Origin of the sequence: Schaalia hyovaginalis, from assembly GCF_014208035.1 — a bacterium.
GTDB classification, from domain to species: Bacteria; Actinomycetota; Actinomycetes; order Actinomycetales; family Actinomycetaceae; genus Pauljensenia; species Pauljensenia hyovaginalis.
The window spans coordinates 2217200-2233782 of the sequence record NZ_JACHMK010000001.1; the positions used below are offsets into that span (position 1 = coordinate 2217200).

General features: G+C 66.5%; 27 protein-coding genes and 1 pseudogene. All 28 read right to left on the reverse strand.

Annotated elements, in window-relative coordinates:
* Positions 1-146: 146 nt before the first annotated feature.
* Entirely contained in the window at positions 147-1058 is a 912-nt protein-coding gene (locus tag HD592_RS09740) for a type I methionyl aminopeptidase (RefSeq protein ID WP_184453709.1), read from the reverse strand.
* 1 nt (position 1059) lies between these two features.
* Positions 1060-1638, reverse strand: a complete 579-nt coding sequence (locus HD592_RS09745; protein ID WP_184453711.1) for an adenylate kinase — start codon at positions 1636-1638, stop codon at positions 1060-1062.
* Positions 1635-2927 carry a preprotein translocase subunit SecY gene (gene secY / locus HD592_RS09750; RefSeq protein ID WP_154476236.1) on the reverse strand — a complete coding sequence of 431 codons (1293 nt, stop codon included), beginning with the start codon at positions 2925-2927 and terminating at the stop codon, positions 1635-1637. Before secY ends, HD592_RS09745 begins: the two co-directional genes overlap by 4 nt.
* A 183-nt stretch (positions 2928-3110) precedes the next feature.
* Positions 3111-3587, reverse strand: coding sequence for a 50S ribosomal protein L15 (gene rplO, locus HD592_RS09755; RefSeq protein WP_154476234.1), 477 nt, complete (start codon positions 3585-3587; stop codon positions 3111-3113).
* A 2-nt stretch (positions 3588-3589) separates the two neighbouring features.
* Positions 3590-3772 carry a 50S ribosomal protein L30 gene (rpmD, locus tag HD592_RS09760; protein WP_184453713.1) on the reverse strand — a complete coding sequence of 61 codons (183 nt, stop codon included), beginning with the start codon at positions 3770-3772 and terminating at the stop codon, positions 3590-3592.
* Positions 3772-4467, reverse strand: coding sequence for a 30S ribosomal protein S5 (rpsE, locus tag HD592_RS09765; RefSeq protein ID WP_184453716.1), 696 nt, complete (start codon positions 4465-4467; stop codon positions 3772-3774). Before rpsE ends, rpmD begins: the two co-directional genes overlap by 1 nt.
* A 28-nt stretch (positions 4468-4495) precedes the next feature.
* The gene (rplR, locus tag HD592_RS09770; protein WP_184453718.1) at positions 4496-4867 is read right to left on the reverse strand and encodes a 50S ribosomal protein L18; all 372 of its coding nucleotides are present in this window, start codon (positions 4865-4867) and stop codon (positions 4496-4498) included.
* A complete protein-coding gene (rplF, locus tag HD592_RS09775; RefSeq protein ID WP_184453720.1) occupies positions 4867-5403 on the reverse strand; it encodes a 50S ribosomal protein L6 in 537 nt (178 codons plus the stop codon). The genes rplR and rplF overlap by 1 nt, the downstream gene beginning before the upstream one ends.
* Before the next feature lie 15 nt (positions 5404-5418).
* Entirely contained in the window at positions 5419-5817 is a 399-nt protein-coding gene (rpsH, locus tag HD592_RS09780; protein ID WP_184453722.1) for a 30S ribosomal protein S8, read from the reverse strand.
* A 63-nt stretch (positions 5818-5880) separates the two neighbouring features.
* Positions 5881-6066 (reverse strand): type Z 30S ribosomal protein S14, encoded by a 186-nt coding sequence (locus tag HD592_RS09785; protein ID WP_154476222.1) that lies wholly within the window; start codon positions 6064-6066, stop codon positions 5881-5883.
* Between the two features lie 3 nt (positions 6067-6069).
* Positions 6070-6615: a 50S ribosomal protein L5 gene (gene rplE, locus HD592_RS09790; RefSeq protein WP_184453724.1), complete on the reverse strand. Its 546-nt coding sequence runs from the start codon at positions 6613-6615 to the stop codon at positions 6070-6072.
* Between the two features lie 2 nt (positions 6616-6617).
* The gene (gene rplX / locus HD592_RS09795) at positions 6618-7049 is read right to left on the reverse strand and encodes a 50S ribosomal protein L24 (protein WP_184453726.1); all 432 of its coding nucleotides are present in this window, start codon (positions 7047-7049) and stop codon (positions 6618-6620) included.
* On the reverse strand, positions 7049-7417 hold the full coding sequence (gene rplN, locus HD592_RS09800; protein ID WP_184453728.1) for a 50S ribosomal protein L14: 369 nt from the start codon (positions 7415-7417) through the stop codon (positions 7049-7051). Before rplN ends, rplX begins: the two co-directional genes overlap by 1 nt.
* Before the next feature lie 403 nt (positions 7418-7820).
* Positions 7821-8087 (reverse strand): 30S ribosomal protein S17, encoded by a 267-nt coding sequence (gene rpsQ, locus HD592_RS09805; RefSeq protein WP_154476213.1) that lies wholly within the window; start codon positions 8085-8087, stop codon positions 7821-7823.
* Between the two features lie 5 nt (positions 8088-8092).
* Positions 8093-8326, reverse strand: coding sequence for a 50S ribosomal protein L29 (rpmC, locus tag HD592_RS09810; protein ID WP_154476211.1), 234 nt, complete (start codon positions 8324-8326; stop codon positions 8093-8095).
* Positions 8326-8745: a 50S ribosomal protein L16 gene (gene rplP / locus HD592_RS09815; protein WP_154476209.1), complete on the reverse strand. Its 420-nt coding sequence runs from the start codon at positions 8743-8745 to the stop codon at positions 8326-8328. Before rplP ends, rpmC begins: the two co-directional genes overlap by 1 nt.
* Before the next feature lie 5 nt (positions 8746-8750).
* Positions 8751-9551 carry a 30S ribosomal protein S3 gene (gene rpsC, locus HD592_RS09820; protein WP_184453730.1) on the reverse strand — a complete coding sequence of 267 codons (801 nt, stop codon included), beginning with the start codon at positions 9549-9551 and terminating at the stop codon, positions 8751-8753.
* Position 9552: 1 nt separating this feature from the next.
* On the reverse strand, positions 9553-9924 hold the full coding sequence (gene rplV, locus HD592_RS09825) for a 50S ribosomal protein L22 (RefSeq protein ID WP_154476207.1): 372 nt from the start codon (positions 9922-9924) through the stop codon (positions 9553-9555).
* 28 nt (positions 9925-9952) lie between these two features.
* Positions 9953-10234 (reverse strand): 30S ribosomal protein S19, encoded by a 282-nt coding sequence (rpsS, locus tag HD592_RS09830; protein ID WP_005962242.1) that lies wholly within the window; start codon positions 10232-10234, stop codon positions 9953-9955.
* Positions 10235-10250: 16 nt separating this feature from the next.
* Entirely contained in the window at positions 10251-11087 is an 837-nt protein-coding gene (rplB, locus tag HD592_RS09835) for a 50S ribosomal protein L2 (protein WP_154476206.1), read from the reverse strand.
* Positions 11088-11111: 24 nt separating this feature from the next.
* Positions 11112-11417, reverse strand: coding sequence for a 50S ribosomal protein L23 (rplW, locus tag HD592_RS09840; protein ID WP_184453732.1), 306 nt, complete (start codon positions 11415-11417; stop codon positions 11112-11114).
* A complete protein-coding gene (gene rplD / locus HD592_RS09845; protein ID WP_184453734.1) occupies positions 11414-12058 on the reverse strand; it encodes a 50S ribosomal protein L4 in 645 nt (214 codons plus the stop codon). The genes rplW and rplD overlap by 4 nt, the downstream gene beginning before the upstream one ends.
* A 1-nt stretch (position 12059) precedes the next feature.
* The gene (gene rplC / locus HD592_RS09850; protein WP_184453736.1) at positions 12060-12722 is read right to left on the reverse strand and encodes a 50S ribosomal protein L3; all 663 of its coding nucleotides are present in this window, start codon (positions 12720-12722) and stop codon (positions 12060-12062) included.
* Between the two features lie 11 nt (positions 12723-12733).
* Positions 12734-13042 (reverse strand): 30S ribosomal protein S10, encoded by a 309-nt coding sequence (gene rpsJ / locus HD592_RS09855; protein ID WP_003790631.1) that lies wholly within the window; start codon positions 13040-13042, stop codon positions 12734-12736.
* A 445-nt stretch (positions 13043-13487) separates the two neighbouring features.
* Positions 13488-14837 (reverse strand): SpaH/EbpB family LPXTG-anchored major pilin, encoded by a 1350-nt coding sequence (locus HD592_RS09860; RefSeq protein WP_184453738.1) that lies wholly within the window; start codon positions 14835-14837, stop codon positions 13488-13490.
* Between the two features lie 97 nt (positions 14838-14934).
* Positions 14935-15894: a class C sortase gene (locus HD592_RS09865; RefSeq protein ID WP_246430016.1), complete on the reverse strand. Its 960-nt coding sequence runs from the start codon at positions 15892-15894 to the stop codon at positions 14935-14937.
* Between the two features lie 35 nt (positions 15895-15929).
* Positions 15930-16403 carry a SpaA isopeptide-forming pilin-related protein gene (locus HD592_RS09870; RefSeq protein WP_343058821.1) on the reverse strand — a complete coding sequence of 158 codons (474 nt, stop codon included), beginning with the start codon at positions 16401-16403 and terminating at the stop codon, positions 15930-15932.
* Positions 16377-16571, reverse strand: a pseudogene (locus HD592_RS12395) (hypothetical protein); the annotation flags it as partial. The pseudogene HD592_RS12395 and the gene HD592_RS09870, both read right to left, overlap by 27 nt.
* Between the last annotated feature and the right edge of the window lie 12 nt (positions 16572-16583).

Sequence of the window (16583 nt, forward strand, 5' to 3'; positions counted from 1 at the left end):
CTACCTCACCTACAGGTGGTACCGAGGGCGCAAGGAGGAACGGGCTTCCTCCTGACGAGGAGTCTCACCGGGCGGACGCGAATCGGGGGGGCGGAGCGCATTGCGCTCCGCCCCCCGAGTTCCGTCACGGCATCCGGCCCGAGCAATCAGTCCAGACTGATCGGAGTGATCCCGTAGGGCGCGAGCCCGGCCGCACCCGCGTCCGCAGCGGTCAACACCGAGACCCCGTCCGGCAGGATCGCGATCGAATGCTCCCACTGCGCCGCATCCGAGCCGTCCTCGGTCCGCACCGTCCACTCATCGTCCTCGGTGAAGGTCTCGATCGAACCCGTCGTCAGCATCGGCTCCACCGCCAGCGCCATGCCCGGCTTCAGGCGCGGCGAAATACCACGGGCGTTGAAGTTCAGAACCTCCGGCTCCTGGTGCATCGCCGTGCCGATGCCGTGGCCCGTGTACTCCTCGATGATGCCGGCCTCCCAGCCGAAGTCGAGGGCGCGAGCCGCCACGACCTCCTCGACGGCTGCGCCGACCGCGCTCACGCGCTTCCCGCGGGCGATACCCGCCAGAGCCGCCCACAGCGCCTCGCGCGTCACCGCATCGAGTTCACGCCGCTTGCGGAGCACCTCCTCGGACACACCCGCAGGGGCCGGGCCGCTCGCCCTCGTCCCCGAAGCGAAATCCGCATCCGAGATGAAAGGATCCCCGACCACCATGGTGAAGGCCGCATCCCCGTGCCACTGGCGCCCGGCCTGCCCGACCCAGGCACCGCAGTCGAAGCTCACGATGTCGCCGGCCTCCAGGCGCTGCGAACCGGGAATGCCGTGGACGAGCACGTCGTTCACCGAAATGCACACCGTCGCCGGATAACCGAAGTAGTGGAGGAAGTTCGAGGTCGCGCCGTTACGGCGGATCGCCTCGGCCGAGACCTCATCGAGCTCCGCCGTCGTCACACCCGGGCGCGCCGCGTCCCGCAGCGAGGCGTGGATGTCCGCGACGACCAGACCGGCGCGCCGCATCCAGCGGAGCTGCTCGATCGTCTTGAGCTCGATACGGGCCACGTCAGCGGCCTTCCAAACGGTCGAGAACCGCGAAGATGCGGGCGGTGACCTCATCGATCGAACCGGTCCCGTCGACGACCTCCAGGAGGTCGTGGTCGGCGTAGAACGCGGCGACCGGCTCGGTCTGCTGGTGATACACCTCAAGACGGTGGCGCATCACGGGCTCCGTGTCATCGGCGCGGTGCTGCTCCTCGGCGCGCTTGAGCATGCGGGCCACGACCTCGTCCTCGTCGACCTCGATCTCGAGGACCAGGTCGATGGACTGCCCGAGGTCCTCGCACATCGACGCGAGGACGCGCGCCTGCTCGACATTGCGGGGGTAGCCGTCCAGGAGGAAGCCCCCCGCGGCATCCGGAGCCGACAGACGGGCCTGGACCATCGCGTTCGTCACCGAATCGGGGACGAACTCGCCCCGATCCATGTACGCCTTCGCCTGCAGGCCGATCTCGGTGCCCTCGGCCATGTTGGTCCGGAAGATCTCACCGGTCGAAATCGCCGGGATGCCCAGCCGCTCCGCGATGCGGGCGGCCTGCGTGCCCTTACCGGCCCCCGGAGGGCCGAGGAGAATGACGGACGTCATCGGAGGAATCCTTCGTAGTGATGCTGCTGGAGCTGGGTGTTGATCTCCTTGACCGTCTGAAGGCCGACGCCCACGACGATGAGGAGCGTGGTGCCGCCGAAGGGCATCTGACCCGGCGAGAGCTTCAAGGGGATGATGAGGAGCGACGGCAGGAGGGCGATCACCACGAGGTAGAGCGAGCCAGCAGTCGTCAGACGGTTGATCACGTAGGCCAGGAACTCGGCGGTCGGGCGTCCGGCGCGGTAACCGGGGATGAAGCCGCCGTAGCGCTTCATGTTGTCCGCCGTCTCCTCCGGGTTGAAGGTGATCGACGTGTAGAAGAAGGCGAAGAAGAGGATGAAGAGCGCGTAGAGCGTCAGGTAGACCCCAGAGTTCTGGTGGAAGTTCGCCGAAATCCACTGCACCCAGCCGTCGGTGGGCTGGCCGAACTGCGCCACCATCATCGGCAGCGCGAGGATCGAGGAGGCGAAGATGACGGGGATGACGCCCGACATGTTGATCTTCAAGGGGATGTACGTGGTCGTCCCGCCGTACTGGCGGCGGCCGACCATGCGCTTCGCGTACTGCACGGGAATGCGCCGCTGGGCCTGTTCGATGTAGACGACCGCGAGCGTGACCGCGAGGAGCAGAAGGAGGATCGCGAGGACCGAGCCCCACTTGCCCGCCTGGCCGATGGCGATCATCTGGGAGGGGAGGCGGGCGGCGATCGAGGTGAAGATGAGGAGCGACATGCCGTTGCCGATGCCGCGCTCGGTCACGAGCTCGCCGAGCCACATGACGACGCCCGTGCCCGCCATCATGACGATCACCATGATGAGGAACATGATCGCCGACTCATCGGCGATGATCTTGGCGTTGCAGCCGGAGAACATGCGGCCCGTGCGGGCCAGGGTGATCGTGGTCGTCGCCTGGAGGACGCCGAGGAAGATCGTGAGGTAGCGCGTGTACTGCGTGAGCTTCGCCTGACCGGTCTGCCCCTCCTTGTGGAGGTCGTCGAATCGGGGGATCACCACGCGCAGCAGCTGGATGATGATCGACGCGGTGATGTACGGCATGATGCCGAGCGCGAAGATCGACAGCTGGAGGAGTGCGCCGCCGGAGAAGAGGTTGACGAGGTCGAGGAGGTTCGCCTCGGACTGCTGGGCGAGACATGTCTGGATCGCCTGCGAGTCGACACCCGGTGTCGGGATGTACGAGCCGAGGCGGAACATCGCCATGATGAACAGCGTGAACAGCAGCTTGCGGCGCAGGTCGGGCGTGCGGAACGCCTGGGCGAATGCACTGAGCAAGGCTTCCTCCTACTGGTGACGGGCATGCCGGGGGCGCAGCTCCGGCGACCGTGCCAGCCTACCCCAGGTTTCAGGGGGCTTCGCGCACGGTCGTGTCGTGAACGGGACCCGAGGGGGATCCCGAAGGGGATCAGTGACGAGAAACGGGGGCGGCCCGGAGTCCGGGCCGCCCCCGATCGCACGTCAGCGGGCGGTGATGGTTCCGCCGGCCGCGGTGATCTTCTCGGCGGCGGAGGCGGACCAGGAGTCCACCTCGACCTCGAGCTTCACCGACAGTTCGCCGGAGCCGAGCACCTTGACGGGCGCGCCGTCGCGGACGGCGTGCTTCGCGACGAGATCCTCGACCGTCACCTTGCCTCCCTCGGGGAAGAGCTCCCCGAGCTTGGCGACGTTGACGACCTGGTATTCGACGCGGAAGGGGTTCTTGAAGCCGCGGAGCTTCGGCAGGCGCATGTGGATCGGCATCTGGCCGCCCTCGAAACCTGCGGACACCTGGTAGCGGGCCTTCGTGCCCTTGGTGCCACGTCCCGCGGTCTTACCCTTGGAGCCCTCACCGCGACCCACGCGGGTCTTCGCGGTCTTGGCGCCGGGGGCCGGCCGCAGGTGGTGCAGCTTGACGATCTGCACCTTCTCCTGCGAGGCGTTCTTCGAGTCCGCCATGGTCAGTCGACCTCCTCAACGGTGACCAGGTGACGCACCGTGTGCACCGCACCGCGAACGGTGGCGATGTCCTCACGGACGACGGACTGGCCGATCTTGCGCAGCCCGAGGGTGCGCAGGGTGTCCTTCATGTTCTGCTTGGCGCCGATCGTGGACTTGATCTGCGTGATCTTGATCTTCGCCATCACTCATTCACCCCCGCGGAGGCCTTGTCGGCCTCAGCCTTCTCAGCAGCAGCGCGCTTCTCGGCTTCGCCCTCCGCGCGAGCGCGGAGCATCGAGGCCGGGGCGACCCGCTCGAGCGGGAGGCCGCGGCGTGCCGCGACGGCCTCGGGCTGCTCGAGCTGCTTGAGCGCGTCGATCGTCGCGTGGACGATGTTGATCGCGTTGTCGGAGCCGAGGGACTTGGTGAGCACGTCGTGCACACCGGCGGCCTCGAGCACGGCGCGGACCGGACCGCCGGCGATAACGCCGGTTCCCGGGGCGGCCGGGCGGAGCAGCACGACGCCGGCGGCGTCGCGGCCCTGCACGAGGTGCGTGATGGTGCGGCGGATCATCGGGACGCGGACGAAGTTCTTCTTCGCCTCTTCGACGCCCTTGGAAATGGCCTGGGGAACTTCCTTGGCCTTTCCGTAGCCGACACCGACGGTGCCCTCACCATCGCCCACGACGACCAGGGCGGTGAAGGAGAAACGGCGTCCGCCCTTCACGACCTTGGAGACGCGGTTGATGGTGACAACGCGCTCGATGTACTCGTTCTTGTCATTGCCGCGACGGTTGTCGCGGTCGTTGCCGCGGCCATTGCGGCGGTCGCGACGCTCGCCGTCGCCGGAACGCTCAGAGCCTTCCTGACCGTTCCTGGTTCGCTGCGGTGCAGCCATCAGTTGATCTCTCTTTCCTTGGATCCGGTCACAGCTCGAGGCCGGCCTCACGGGCGGCTTCGGCGACGGCCGCAATGCGGCCGTGGTACTTGTTGCCACCACGGTCGAAGACGACGGCGGTCACGCCGGCCTCCTTCGCGCGCTCGGCGACGAGGGCGCCGACCTTGCGGGCCTTGTCGGTCTTGGTGCCCTCCTCGTTGACGAGGGCGGTCTCCATGTCCGAGGCGGACACGAGAGTGCGACCGACGGTGTCGTCGATGACCTGGGCGACGATGTGACGGTTCGAACGGGTGACGACGAGACGGGGGCGCTCGGGCGTGCCGTTGACCTTCTTGCGCAGGCGGAGGTGACGACGCTTGCGAGCGACGAACTTGCCCTTGCCCTTGACGGTGTAAGCCATCACTTACCAGCCTTTCCGACCTTGCGACGGATCGTTTCACCCACGTAGTGGATGCCCTTGCCCTTGTAGGGCTCGGGCTTCTTCAGCTTGCGGATGCGAGCGGCCGTCTCGCCGACGAGCTGCTTGTCGATGCCGTGGACCGTGAACTTGGTCTGGGATTCGACGGTGAACTCGATGCCCTCGGGGGCGGCGACGGGAACGGTGTGGGAGAAGCCGAGCGAGAACTCGAGGTTCTTGCCCTTCGCGACCACGCGGTAACCGGTACCGGTGATCTCGAGCTCCTTCTTGTAGCCCTCGGTCACGCCGACGATCATGTTCGCGATGAGCGTGCGGGTGAGCCCGTGGAGCGAACGCGAGGCGCGCTCGTCGTCGGGGCGGGTGACCAGGATCTGTCCGTCTTCGATCGCGACCGAGATCGGAGCGGCGACGGTGTGCGTGAGTTCGCCCTTCTTGCCCTTGACGGTGACGTCGGCGCCATTGATGGCGACGTCGACTCCGGCGGGGATGGCGATGGGGGTCTTACCGATTCGCGACATTGTGAAGCCTCCTCATCACCAGACGTAGGCGAGGACTTCCCCGCCCACGCCCTTGTCGGCCGCCTGACGGTCGGTGAGCAGGCCGGAGGACGTGGACAGGATCGCCACGCCGAGGCCGCCGCGGACCTTGGGCAGGTTGGTGGACTTGGCGTACACGCGCAGACCGGGCTTGGACACGCGCTGCAGCCCCTGAATCGCGGCCTCGCGGTGCGAGCCGTACTTCAGGTTCAGGATGAGGGTCTTGCCCACGCGGGCGTCCTCAACGGACGTCGAGGCGATGTAGCCCTCCTCGACCAGGATGTTGGCAATCGCGTTCTTCAGCTTCGAGTACGGCATGGAGACCGAGTCGTGGTGAGCGCGGTTCGCGTTGCGCAGACGTGTGAGCATGTCTGCAATCGGGTCTGTCATTGTCATTGGGGATTCTCCCCTTCCTCGTCGCGGTTTCTCCGGTACACCGGGACCTGCGACGTCAGATTCTTACCAGCTGCTCTTGGTGACACCGGGGAGTTCGCCGCGAAGGGCGAGCTCGCGCAGGCACACGCGGCACAGTCCGAACTTGCGGTACACGGAGTGCGGACGACCGCAGCGGTTGCACCGGGTGTAGGCGCGGACGCCGAACTTCGGCTTGCGCGCCGCCTTGATCTTCAGGGACGTCTTGGCCATGTGTCAGTCCTCCTTGAACGGGAAGCCGAGGTGACGCAGAAGGGCGCGGCCCTCTTCGTCGGTCGCGGCCGAGGTGACGACCGTGATGTCCATGCCGCGAACGCGGTCGATGGAGTCCTGATCGATCTCGTGGAACATCGACTGCTCGGTGAGACCGAAGGTGTAGTTGCCGTGCCCGTCGAACTGCTTCGCCGAGAGGCCGCGGAAGTCGCGGATTCGGGGAAGGGCGGTCGAGAGGAGACGATCGAGGAACTCCCACATGCGGTCGCCGCGGAGCGTGACGTGAGCGCCGATCGCCTGGCCCTCGCGGAGCTTGAACTGCGCGATGGACTTCTTGGCCTTGGTGGTCACGGGCTTCTGGCCGGTGATGAGGGTGAGGTCGCGGATCGCGCCCTCGAGAGCCTTCGAGTCGCGGGCCGCCTCGCCGACGCCCATGTTGACGACGATCTTGGTGAGGCCGCCGACCTGCATGATGTTCTCGTGCTTGAACTCGGCGCGGAGGGCGTCACGGATCTCCGAGACGTACTTTTCCTTGAGACGCGGGGCCATGCTCAGATCTCCTTGCCCTGCTCGATGCCGCGCTTGGCGCCGCCGCGGGTCACGCGGACCCGGACGGTACGGGTGCGGCCATCGCGCTCGACGGTGTCCTCGCGGAATCCGACGCGAACGCGCTTCTTGGTGTCGGGGTCGACCAGGGCGACCTTGGCGAGGGAGATCGGGGCTTCGATCGTCTCGATGCCGCCGGCCTGGCCCTGCTGACCCTGGCGAAGGTGACGGGTCTTGAGGTTGATGCCCTCGACGAGGACCTTGCCCTCGGCGGGGAAGACCTTGATGACACGCCCCTGCTTGCCCTTGTCGCCCGGCTTGAGGGGTTCGAGGCCCTCGGCGGCGCGACGAGCATTGCGCTTGGCGAGCTTCTTCTCGTCGGATGAACGGCCGCGCACGACCTCGACGAGGTCGCCCTTACGGATCTTGGCTGCCATCAGATCACCTCCGGCGCGAGCGACACGATCTTCATGAACTTCTTGTCGCGCAGTTCGCGGCCGACCGGGCCGAAGATGCGCGTACCACGCGGTTCGCCGTTCGAGTTGATGATGACGGCCGCGTTCTCATCGAAGCGGATGTAGGAGCCGTCGGGACGACGGGTCTCCTTGCGGGCACGGACGACGACCGCCTTGACGACGTCGCCCTTCTTGACGGTGCCACCGGGGATGGCGTCCTTGACGGTGGCGACGATCGTGTCGCCGATTCCCGCGTAGCGGCGCGCGGAGCCGCCGAGCACACGAATGGTGAGGATCTCCTTCGCACCCGTGTTGTCGGCGACCTTGAGTCGCGACTCCTGCTGGATCATTTTCTATTGACTCCTGTCGTCGAGCAGGTTCTCTTGGGAGCATTACTTCCCGCGAGCCTTGCCGAACGTGCATTGACCGTTGCGCATCGAGAGCCGACAACAGCGCGAACGCACCACAGGGTCGTGATGTTGCTCGCTCGCACTATCGACGAGGGTGCACTGCACCCGCGTCACGCAACTGTTCAAGCCTACCCTCATCCGCGCCGAGGACGAAACCGTCTTTTCGGTGATCTGCCCCATGAAACGGGCCCGGGAGGGGCGAGGGCGGGGCCGAAGCCCTTCGCAAGTACTGCGGGCCGCTTCCGGAGCCGCCCTCCGGGAGGGCGTGGAAAAGGGTCCGACCCCTCCGAAGAGGGGCCGGACCCTGAGCTGAACCCGAAGGATCACTCGTTCCGGTGAAGGATCACTTCGCCTTCTCGAGGATCTCCACGACGCGCCAGCGCTTGGTCGCCGACAGCGGCCGGGTCTCCATGATGACAACGAGGTCGCCGATGCCGCACTCGTTGTTCTCGTCGTGGACCTTGACCTTCTTGTTCTTGCGCATGACCTTGCCGTAGAGGGCGTGCTTCACGCGGTCCTCGATCTGAACGACGACGGTCTTGTCCATCTTGTCGCTCACAACGTAGCCGCGGCGCACCTTACGGTCGTTGCGCTCGGTCGATTCTGCCATGTCACTCACTCCTCGGTGCTCGGGGCGGTGCGGTAGCCGAGCTCCCGCTCACGCGCGATCGTGTAGATCCGGGCGATGTCGCGGCGCACGGTCTTCATGCGGCCGTGATCCTCGAGCGAGCCGACCGCCTGCGCGAAACGCAGGTTGAAGAGTTCGGCCTTGGCCTTCTCGAGTTCCTTGGACAGCTGGGCGTCGTCCATGGCATCGAGGTCGGAGGTGGTCAGACCCTTTTCCGCCATCAGATGTCACCACCCTCTCGGACCACGAAACGGGTCTTCATCGGAAGCTTGTGCTGGGCGCGGCGCATGGCCTCGCGGGCGAGGGCCTCGTCGACGCCGCCCAGCTCGAACAGGATGCGGCCCGGCTTGACGGGGGCGACCCACCACTCCGGGGAGCCCTTACCGGAACCCATTCGGGTCTCGGCGGGCTTCTTCGTGAGCGGACGGTCCGGGAAGATGTTGATCCACACCTTGCCGCCACGCTTGATGTGGCGCGTCATCGCGATACGTGCCGCCTCGATCTGGCGGTTGGTCACGTACGCGCCGGTCAGCGCCTGGATGCCGTACTCGCCGAAGGCGAGCTCGGTGCCGCCGGTGGCGTTACCTGTACGGTGCGGGCGGTGCTGACGGCGCCACTTGGTACGACGGGGAATGAGCATGGGGCTCAGGCCTCCGTTCCGTTTTCAGTAGCGGCGGGCGCGGCCTCGACGGGCGCCTGCTGCTGAGCGGTCTCCTGGTTCGGGCGTCCGCCGCGGCGCGGGCCGCGACGATCACCGCGGCGTCCGCCGCGGTTGGCCTGCTCGGCCTGCTGACGAGCGAATTCGCGCTCGGTCAGATCGCCCTTGTAGATCCACACCTTGACGCCGATGCGACCGAAGGTCGTGCGCGCCTCGTGGAATCCGTAGTCGATGTTGGCGCGGAGGGTGTGCAGCGGAACGCGACCCTCGCGGTAGAACTCCGAGCGGCTCATTTCGGCGCCGCCGAGGCGGCCCGAGACCTGCACGCGGATGCCCTTGGCGCCGGCGCGCTGCGCGGACTGGAGGCCCTTGCGCATGGCGCGGCGGAAGGAGACGCGGGCGGCGAGCTGTTCAGCGATGCCCTGGGCGACCAGCTGCGCATCCATGTCGGGGTTCTTCACCTCGAGGATGTTGAGCTGGACCTGCTTGCCGGTGAGCTTCTCGAGGTCCTGGCGAAGGCGATCGGCCTCGGCGCCGCGGCGGCCGATGACGATGCCCGGGCGGGCGGTGTGCAGGTCGACGCGCACGCGGTCACGGGTGCGCTCGATATCGACCTTCGAGATGCCCGCGCGCTCGAGGTTCTCGGTGAGGTTCTTGCGGATGGCGACGTCCTCGGCGACGTAGTCGGCGTAGCGCTGACCCTTCGTCGTGGAATCGGAGAACCAGCGGGACCGGTGATCGGTGGTGATTCCCAGGCGGAACCCGGTGGGGTTGACCTTCTGGCCCATATCAGCGGTCTCCCTTCTTCTTGTCTTCCTTGGTGCCGACCACGAGCGTGATGTGGCTCGTGCGCTTGAGGATGCGTCCTGCGCGCCCCTGAGCGCGCGGACGGAAGCGCTTCATGGTCGGGCCCTCATCGACGAAAGCTTCAATGATCTGAAGCTCAGCCTCGTTGAAGGTCTCGCCGGCGGCTTCCGCCTTGACCTTCGAGTTGGCGACGGCGCTGAGGAGCACCTTACGGACATCGGTGGCGACGGCCTGAGGAGCGAACCTCAGGATGTCGGCGGCCTCCAGGACGGCCTTGCCACGAACTTCGTTCACGACGCGGCGGGCCTTCTGGGGCGTGACGCGGACATAACGCGCCTGCGCCTTGGCTTCCATGTATCTGCCTCTTCTTCCCAGGGCCGGCTCAGCGCCGGCGTCCCTTACGATCGTCCTTGTCGTGGCTGCGGAAGGTGCGCGTGGGAGCGAACTCTCCGAGCTTGTGGCCCACCATCGATTCGGTGACGAAGACGGGGACGTGCTTGCGACCGTCGTGGACCGCGAAGGTCAGGCCCAGGAAATCCGGGGTGATGACCGAACGGCGCGACCAGGTCTTGATGACGTTCTTCGAGCCGGATTCGTTCGCGGCGTCGACCTTCTTAAGCAGGTGGTCGTCGACGAACGGGCCCTTCTTCAAACTGCGCGGCATAGTTATCGACTCCTACTCAGCGGTTCTTGCCGGTCTTGCGACGGCGAACGATCAGGCGATCGCTGTCCTTGTTCGGACGGCGGGTGCGGCCCTCGGGCTTGCCCCACGGGCTGACCGGGTGACGACCGCCGGAGGTGCGGCCTTCGCCACCGCCGTGCGGGTGATCGACCGGGTTCATGACGACGCCGCGGACGTGCGGGCGCTTGCCCTTCCAGCGCATGCGGCCGGCCTTGCCCCAGTTGATGTTCGACTGCTCGGCGTTGCCGACCTCGCCGACCGTCGCACGGCAGGTGATTTCGACGTTACGGATTTCGCCGGAGGGCATGCGCAGCTGCGCGAAACGGCCTTCCTTGGCGACGAGCTGAACGGACGAACCCGCGGAGCGGGCGATCTTGGCGCCGCCGCCCGGCTTGAGCTCGACCGCGTGGATCACGGTGCCGAGGGGGATGTTGCGCAGCGGCAGGTTGTTGCCGGGCTTGATGTCGGCCGCGGGGCCGGCTTCGACGCGATCGCCCTGGTTCAGCTTCGCCGGGGCCAGGATGTAGCGCTTCTCGCCGTCCGCGTAGTGCAGGAGGGCGATGCGGGCGGTGCGGTTCGGGTCGTACTCGATGTGAGCGACGACCGCGGGCACGCCGTCCTTGTCATGGCGACGGAAGTCGATGACGCGGTACTGGCGCTTGTGGCCGCCGCCGCGGTGACGCGAGGTCACTCGACCGTTGGAGTTGCGACCGCCGGTCTTGTGCAGCGGACGGAGCAGCGACTTCTCGGGCGTGGAGCGGGTGATCTCGACGAAATCGGAGACCGAGGCGCCGCGACGACCCGGAGTCGTGGGCTTGTACTTGCGGATTCCCATGTTTGTCCTCTACCTCTCCGGTTCTCAGGCCTGATCGCCGAAGATGTCGATGGCACCCTCGCGCAGGGTGACGATCGCTCGCTTCACGTCCTTGCGCTTGCCCTGACCCGTGCGGGTCCGGTAGGTCTTGCCCTTACGGTTCTGAGTCGCGACCTGGCCGACCTTGACACCGAAGATCGCTTCGATGGCGATCTTGATCTCGGTCTTGTTGGCGCGCGGGTCGACCTCGAAGGTGTACTTGCCCTCATCCATGAGGATGGAGGACTTCTCGGTGACGACCGGCTTCAGAATGATGTCGCGAGGATTCTTGCTCGCTTCGAGGGTGCTCACTTGGTCTCCTCCTTGGTGCCGAGGAAGGACTCGAGGGCGGTCTGCGTGAACACGATGTCATCGGCGTCGAGGACGTCGTAGGTGTTCAGCTGATCGGCCCAGAGCACGTGAACCTCGGGGACGTTGCGAAGGGAGAGGGCGGTGACCTCGTCCCCGCGCTCGAGGACGACGAGGGCCTGACGGTCCTCGACGAGCTTGCGCAGCGCGGCGAGGGCGACCTTCGTCTTCGGGGTCTCGGCCTCGATGAGGGCCGTGACGACGTGGATGCGGCCGGCGCGCGCACGGTCGGACAGAGCCGAGCGGAGTGCGCCCTGCTTCATCTTCTTGGGGGTGCGCTGATCGTAGTCGCGGGGCTGCGGGCCGTGGACGATGCCGCCGCCGGTGAAGTGCGGGGCGCGGATCGAGCCCTGACGGGCGTTGCCCGTGCCCTTCTGACGGAAGGGCTTCTTGCCGCCGCCGGAGACCTGGCCGCGCGTCTTGGTCGCGTGCGTGCCCTGGCGGGCGGCAGCGAGCTGAGCGACGACGACCTGGTGCATCAGCGGAATGTTGGTCGGAACGTCGAAGATCTCGGCGGGAAGGTCCACGGAAGCGGCCTTCTTGCCCGAAAGATCGAGGACGTCGAGGGTCTGAACGTCAGACATTTCACGCACCCTTCACGGACGAGCGAACCAGGACCACGCCGTTCTTCGGACCGGGGATGGCGCCGCTGATGAGCAGCAGGCCCTTCTCGGTGTCGACGGCCTGGACCTTGAGGTTCTGGACGGTACGGCGGACGCCACCCATGCGGCCGGCCATGCGCAGGCCCTTGAAGATGCGTCCGGGGGTCGCGCAGGCGCCGATCGAACCGGGCTTGCGGTGGTTGCGGTGCGCACCGTGGGAGGCGGAGACGCCGGCGAAGCCGTGACGCTTCATGACGCCCGCGAAGCCCTTGCCCTTGGTGTTGCCGGAAACGTCGACGGACTCGCCCGCTTCGAAGGTGGCGGCGTCGAGCTCCTGGCCGAGCTCATAGGAGTCGGCGGAGGAGGTGCGGATCTCGGCGAGGTGGCGGCGGGGCTCGACACCGGCCTTGGCGAAGTGACCGGCCATCGGCTTGGTCACCTTGCGGGCGGGGAGCTCGCCGAAGCCGAGCTGGACGGCGCTGTAGCCGTCGACGTCCTCAGTGCGAACCTGCGTGACGACGTTGGTGTCGACCTGAACGACAGTGAGGGGCACGAGGCGGCCGTCGGCGTCCCAGACCTGGGTCATGCCGAGCTTGCGGCCGAGCAGCGCCTTCACGGGCGCGTGCTGCGTGTTGTCAGTAGTCATTGCAGATGTCCTCAGAGCTTGATCTCGATGTTGACGTCCGCGGGCAGGTCGAGGCGCATGAGCGAGTCGACGGCCTTCGGGGTCGGGTCGATGATGTCGATGAGCCGCTTGTGGGTGCGCATCTCGAAGTGCTCGCGGCTGTCCTTGTACTTGTGGGGCGACCGAATGACGACGAACACGTTCTTTTCGGTCGGCAGCGGCACCGGGCCCACCACGGTGGCGCCCGCTCGCTGCACGGTGTCCACGATCTTGCGCGCGGAGCTGTCGATGACCTCGTGGTCATACGACTTCAGCCGGATGCGGATCTTCTGTCCCGCCATGCCGTCTTACCTCTTCTCGTACAGATTCGTCACCGGTCCCCGCACTCGGGCGTGTCGCCTTATCGGCGGCACTCGTGCGCGGCTTCCCCCTGGATCGGGGGCGGACCGTTGTCTTGTCCAAAGATCTCGGGCGTGATGCCCGGTTCGCAGAAGCCCTGCGAAACCGCCCCGCGCGGATCGCGAGGCAACCGTCCCAGTGTGTCAGATCCACTTCACCCGCGGCAAGTTCACAACCCGCCGCCGGCGTGTGAATCCTCCGACATCGTGCGGAAGATCGATTCCGCTCATCGATCCGAGCGGCCGCACACGGGTCCGGCCGCGCCTTCGATGAGCACCGGGAAACGAGTGTACCCGCACTCGGGCGTGTCGTCCAAGACGGTGTGCATCACACGCGGCTCCGAGTAGTCGGATCGAAGCCCTCTCTGGGCGCTCGGGGCTCGGCCCCTCAGCGGAGCCGAATACGAATGGGGGCGGTGAGCATCGCCGCTTCGGCTTCCTCACCTGAGAATTCGAAGGGACGGACCGCGGGGTCGAGGACGTAGCCCGCGGGCGCTTTGGTCTCGACGAGGACGTACTTGCCGGGCGCCCTGAGGCCGTTCAGAACGGCTTTGCCCTGGTCGTCGGTTGTGAAGCTGGCGATGCCCTGGCAGTCGGCGCCCGTCTGCGCCTCCTGGAGACAGACCTTGAATTCGGCGCCGGCGAGCGCCTTCTTCGTCTCCTTGTCCACCTTCTTGACTTCGACGCGACCGAGTCGGGCGGTCTTCGTGCTGGTTCCGATCTCCTTGGCGGGATCGTTGATGAAGGTGCTCACCGTGTTGGAGTAGAGACCGTGTTCACCGCGAGTGGTGTAGGTGACCCGCGCATTCGCCCCCGAGACGAGCTTGCGCATCGCCTCGGGCTTAACCTCAATGGTGAGCCTCGCGCCCTCGAGGGTCGCCGTGAAGTCGGCGTTCTTGATGAGAAGGCTCGTTTGCTCCCCGGAGATCACTTCGAGTTTCTCGATGCTCGTCAGGGTCGTCTCGGTCACCCCCGCCTTGGACAGGTCGTCCACGATCTTGAAGGAGGAGAGCGAGGTGCTCGCATCGTGAAGCGGGATGCGCTGTTCGACGGTCCAGGTGAGGACCCCGCCGGAGGGTTTTTCGATGGAGACCGTCTTCATCGGTTTCTCGGAGACGATGTTCTTCGGGTAGACCTCGAGGGTCTTGAGCCATTCCTTGTTGCGCGCGTTCCAGAAGGGGAGGACGACGAAGAAGGGCTTGGCCTTGGCGACGATCCCGTTGTTCCCCTTGTCGGCCCCTTCGACGAGGACGTAGAGGCCCGGCTTCTGCTTGGTGAAGGAGGCGAGGCCCTGCTGGTCGGTCGAGATCGTCGTTCCCGGGGACAGGGGGTGCTCGCGCTGGTCGATCGTGACCTTCGTCGGGGAGCCCTCGTTGTCCACGCGCGCTTCGGATGAGAAGTCGTTCTCGGTGAGCTTTTGAACGAGATCCCAGCCGCTGTTGTCGTTCAGGCTCTGCGCACCTGCGAGGTCGACGCCCTGGACCTGATACAGGGTGAACTCGACTCCCGCCAGGGGCTTCGCGCCCTCGAGGAGCGACTGGGCGGAGCCGTCGGCACGGGAGAGCTCCCCTCCCGGATTCGAGTGCTTGTGGACATTGATGACGCCGTCTTCGAAGCGGGGGATGTTCCCCGCCGCGGGATCAGCGGCATGAGCCGCACCGCCGATGCCCGCAAGGCCGAGGGCCAGTGCCGCGGAGGCGATGATCGTCCGTGTTGCTTGGGGCGAGGAAGGGTTCATGTTTTCCTTTCGTTGTCATGCGCTACGAGTCGCAGCAGCTTCCCTCAGGAGCGCTCGTGGGCACGAGGGCGGTGCTCGGGCGATGAATGGCCGCGCTTCATCGGGCCCGCGCTCGCCGAGGGGAGCGCGGGGAGCCCGCCCATCGGATGTAGAGGCCGATGGCGATGATCGTCGCCGCGAGCCCCAGGGCCCACCAGGGGAAGCCGGGAACGGTGGGGGCGGAGAAGGGGGCGGGAGACCCCTTAGCCGCGGGCAGGGCGATGCGTTCGCCCGTGAGGAGGATCCGATGCGTATTGATGCCGATCGGGGTGCAGGTGACCAGGGCGGCCAGGTCCTTCCCGGGGACCGCTTGCAAGGACTCGGTCGCTTCGGGCTCGACGACCTTCTTCTCCGAGACCCGGTAGGCCAGGACCTCGCCGAACACCTCGAGGGTGAAGACGTCGCCGATCTCGACGGCGTCCAGGTCGGTGAACATGCGGGCCTGCGCGAGCCCTCGGTGCCCGGTCAGCACCGTCCTCGTATCGGAGCCTCCGACCGGCAGGGAGGTTCCTTCGAGGTGGCCGATCCCTTCGAGAAGGGTCTGGTCATCGGTGCCGTGGTAGATAGGCAGGTCGAGTTCGATGGAGGGTATCCGGATGCGGCCCATGAGGCCGCTGTCGTTGAGCGACAGGATCGAGCGGTACTCGCCTTCAGTCCCCTCCGATTCTCCCTCTGACTTCGGGATGCTCACGTTCCCTTCGAGGACGGCTCCCACGCGGAGCCCCTCGTTGTATTCGCGGGCCCGCTGGAGTTGGGCCTCTTTTTCTAAGCTGGCCGCAGCGACGCGCAGACCGTATTCGGACACGATCCGCGACTGGTTGTACTGACTGATCCAGCTCGCGATGTTCGGATACAGGAGCGTAAGCATCCCGATGATCGCGAAGACGGAGGCGATGATCGAGAAGCCGTCGGGGCGCCAGGCGCGACGCTCCCCCATCGAGGGCGTCCGGCCGTTCGGCGGTTCTGCGAGCGCGCAGGATGTTGCGGGCTCGGCGCCTTTGCGTCGACGAATGCTCATGATGTCCCCGTGTTCGACTTCGTGGGTGTACCCGCTCAGGCGTCCCGGTGCTTGCGCCTGCGCTGGGCGATCCAGAGGGCGCCTGCGCACAGGATCAGGAAGGCCGAGCCTGCGATGAGGAAGGCGTCGGACCCGGCACCGCCGGTCAGCGGGAGGACGGGAGTCTGGAGGGCCGCGTTGCGGATCTTGCCGTCTTCGGGCAGCCCGCGGACCTTCTCGTCCTCGTCGATGGTGATGTCAATGGGGGCGGCGAGTTTGCGGAAGCCCGCGGGAGCCGCGGTCTCCGTCAGGCGGTAGGTGCCCATCGGCAGTCCGTCGACTTTGAAGGCGCCGCCTTTCCCAGGGGTGACGGGGATCTCGCCGACCTCGGGAGCGCTCGTGCGGGAGAGCTTCCAGGTGGAACCGTTCAGGGCCTGCCCGGCTTCGTCCGTCTTGGTCCATTCGAGGGCGGATGTGCGCAAGGCGTTCGTGACCGTGCAGGTGTAGGTCTTGCCCGCTTCGAGGCGCACCTCGCCCTTCTCATTCACGTCGCCGCCCTCGCAGGTCCAGCCTTTGGCCTTGTGGGCCGTTTCGGACAGTCCGCCGGTGATGGTCTTGGGCTTTTCGGCAAGGGAGTAGGCGCCGGCGAGGACTTCGATTCTGGTCACCTTTTCAGAGCCGGTGACTCCTTCCAGGCTGGTCGCGGGCTG

What these genes read in the sequence shown, in the direction of transcription:
- HD592_RS09745 (WP_184453711.1), bottom strand. Translation starts at nt 1,638, where the DNA reads ATGACGTCCGTCATTCTCCTCGGCCCTCCGGGGGCCGGTAAGGGCACG.
- rplO (WP_154476234.1), bottom strand. Translation starts at nt 3,587, where the DNA reads ATGGCGGACTCGAAGAACGCCTCGCAGGAGAAGGTGCAGATCGTCAAG.
- rpmD (WP_184453713.1), bottom strand. Translation starts at nt 3,772, where the DNA reads ATGGCGAAGATCAAGATCACGCAGATCAAGTCCACGATCGGCGCCAAG.
- rpsE (WP_184453716.1), bottom strand. Translation starts at nt 4,467, where the DNA reads ATGGCTGCACCGCAGCGAACCAGGAACGGTCAGGAAGGCTCTGAGCGT.
- rplR (WP_184453718.1), bottom strand. Translation starts at nt 4,867, where the DNA reads ATGGCTTACACCGTCAAGGGCAAGGGCAAGTTCGTCGCTCGCAAGCGT.
- rplF (WP_184453720.1), bottom strand. Translation starts at nt 5,403, where the DNA reads ATGTCGCGAATCGGTAAGACCCCCATCGCCATCCCCGCCGGAGTCGAC.
- rpsH (WP_184453722.1), bottom strand. Translation starts at nt 5,817, where the DNA reads ATGACAATGACAGACCCGATTGCAGACATGCTCACACGTCTGCGCAAC.
- HD592_RS09785 (WP_154476222.1), bottom strand. Translation starts at nt 6,066, where the DNA reads ATGGCCAAGACGTCCCTGAAGATCAAGGCGGCGCGCAAGCCGAAGTTC.
- rplE (WP_184453724.1), bottom strand. Translation starts at nt 6,615, where the DNA reads ATGGCCCCGCGTCTCAAGGAAAAGTACGTCTCGGAGATCCGTGACGCC.
- rplX (WP_184453726.1), bottom strand. Translation starts at nt 7,049, where the DNA reads ATGGCAGCCAAGATCCGTAAGGGCGACCTCGTCGAGGTCGTGCGCGGC.
- rplN (WP_184453728.1), bottom strand. Translation starts at nt 7,417, where the DNA reads ATGATCCAGCAGGAGTCGCGACTCAAGGTCGCCGACAACACGGGTGCG.
- rpsQ (WP_154476213.1), bottom strand. Translation starts at nt 8,087, where the DNA reads ATGGCAGAATCGACCGAGCGCAACGACCGTAAGGTGCGCCGCGGCTAC.
- rpmC (WP_154476211.1), bottom strand. Translation starts at nt 8,326, where the DNA reads ATGGCGGAAAAGGGTCTGACCACCTCCGACCTCGATGCCATGGACGAC.
- rplP (WP_154476209.1), bottom strand. Translation starts at nt 8,745, where the DNA reads ATGCTCATTCCCCGTCGTACCAAGTGGCGCCGTCAGCACCGCCCGCAC.
- rpsC (WP_184453730.1), bottom strand. Translation starts at nt 9,551, where the DNA reads ATGGGCCAGAAGGTCAACCCCACCGGGTTCCGCCTGGGAATCACCACC.
- rplV (WP_154476207.1), bottom strand. Translation starts at nt 9,924, where the DNA reads ATGGAAGCCAAGGCGCAGGCGCGTTATGTCCGCGTCACGCCCCAGAAG.
- rpsS (WP_005962242.1), bottom strand. Translation starts at nt 10,234, where the DNA reads ATGCCGCGCAGTTTGAAGAAGGGCCCGTTCGTCGACGACCACCTGCTT.
- rplB (WP_154476206.1), bottom strand. Translation starts at nt 11,087, where the DNA reads ATGGGAATCCGCAAGTACAAGCCCACGACTCCGGGTCGTCGCGGCGCC.
- rplD (WP_184453734.1), bottom strand. Translation starts at nt 12,058, where the DNA reads ATGTCTGACGTTCAGACCCTCGACGTCCTCGATCTTTCGGGCAAGAAG.
- rplC (WP_184453736.1), bottom strand. Translation starts at nt 12,722, where the DNA reads ATGACTACTGACAACACGCAGCACGCGCCCGTGAAGGCGCTGCTCGGC.
- rpsJ (WP_003790631.1), bottom strand. Translation starts at nt 13,042, where the DNA reads ATGGCGGGACAGAAGATCCGCATCCGGCTGAAGTCGTATGACCACGAG.
- HD592_RS09860 (WP_184453738.1), bottom strand. Translation starts at nt 14,837, where the DNA reads ATGAACCCTTCCTCGCCCCAAGCAACACGGACGATCATCGCCTCCGCG.
- HD592_RS09865 (WP_246430016.1), bottom strand. Translation starts at nt 15,894, where the DNA reads ATGAGCATTCGTCGACGCAAAGGCGCCGAGCCCGCAACATCCTGCGCG.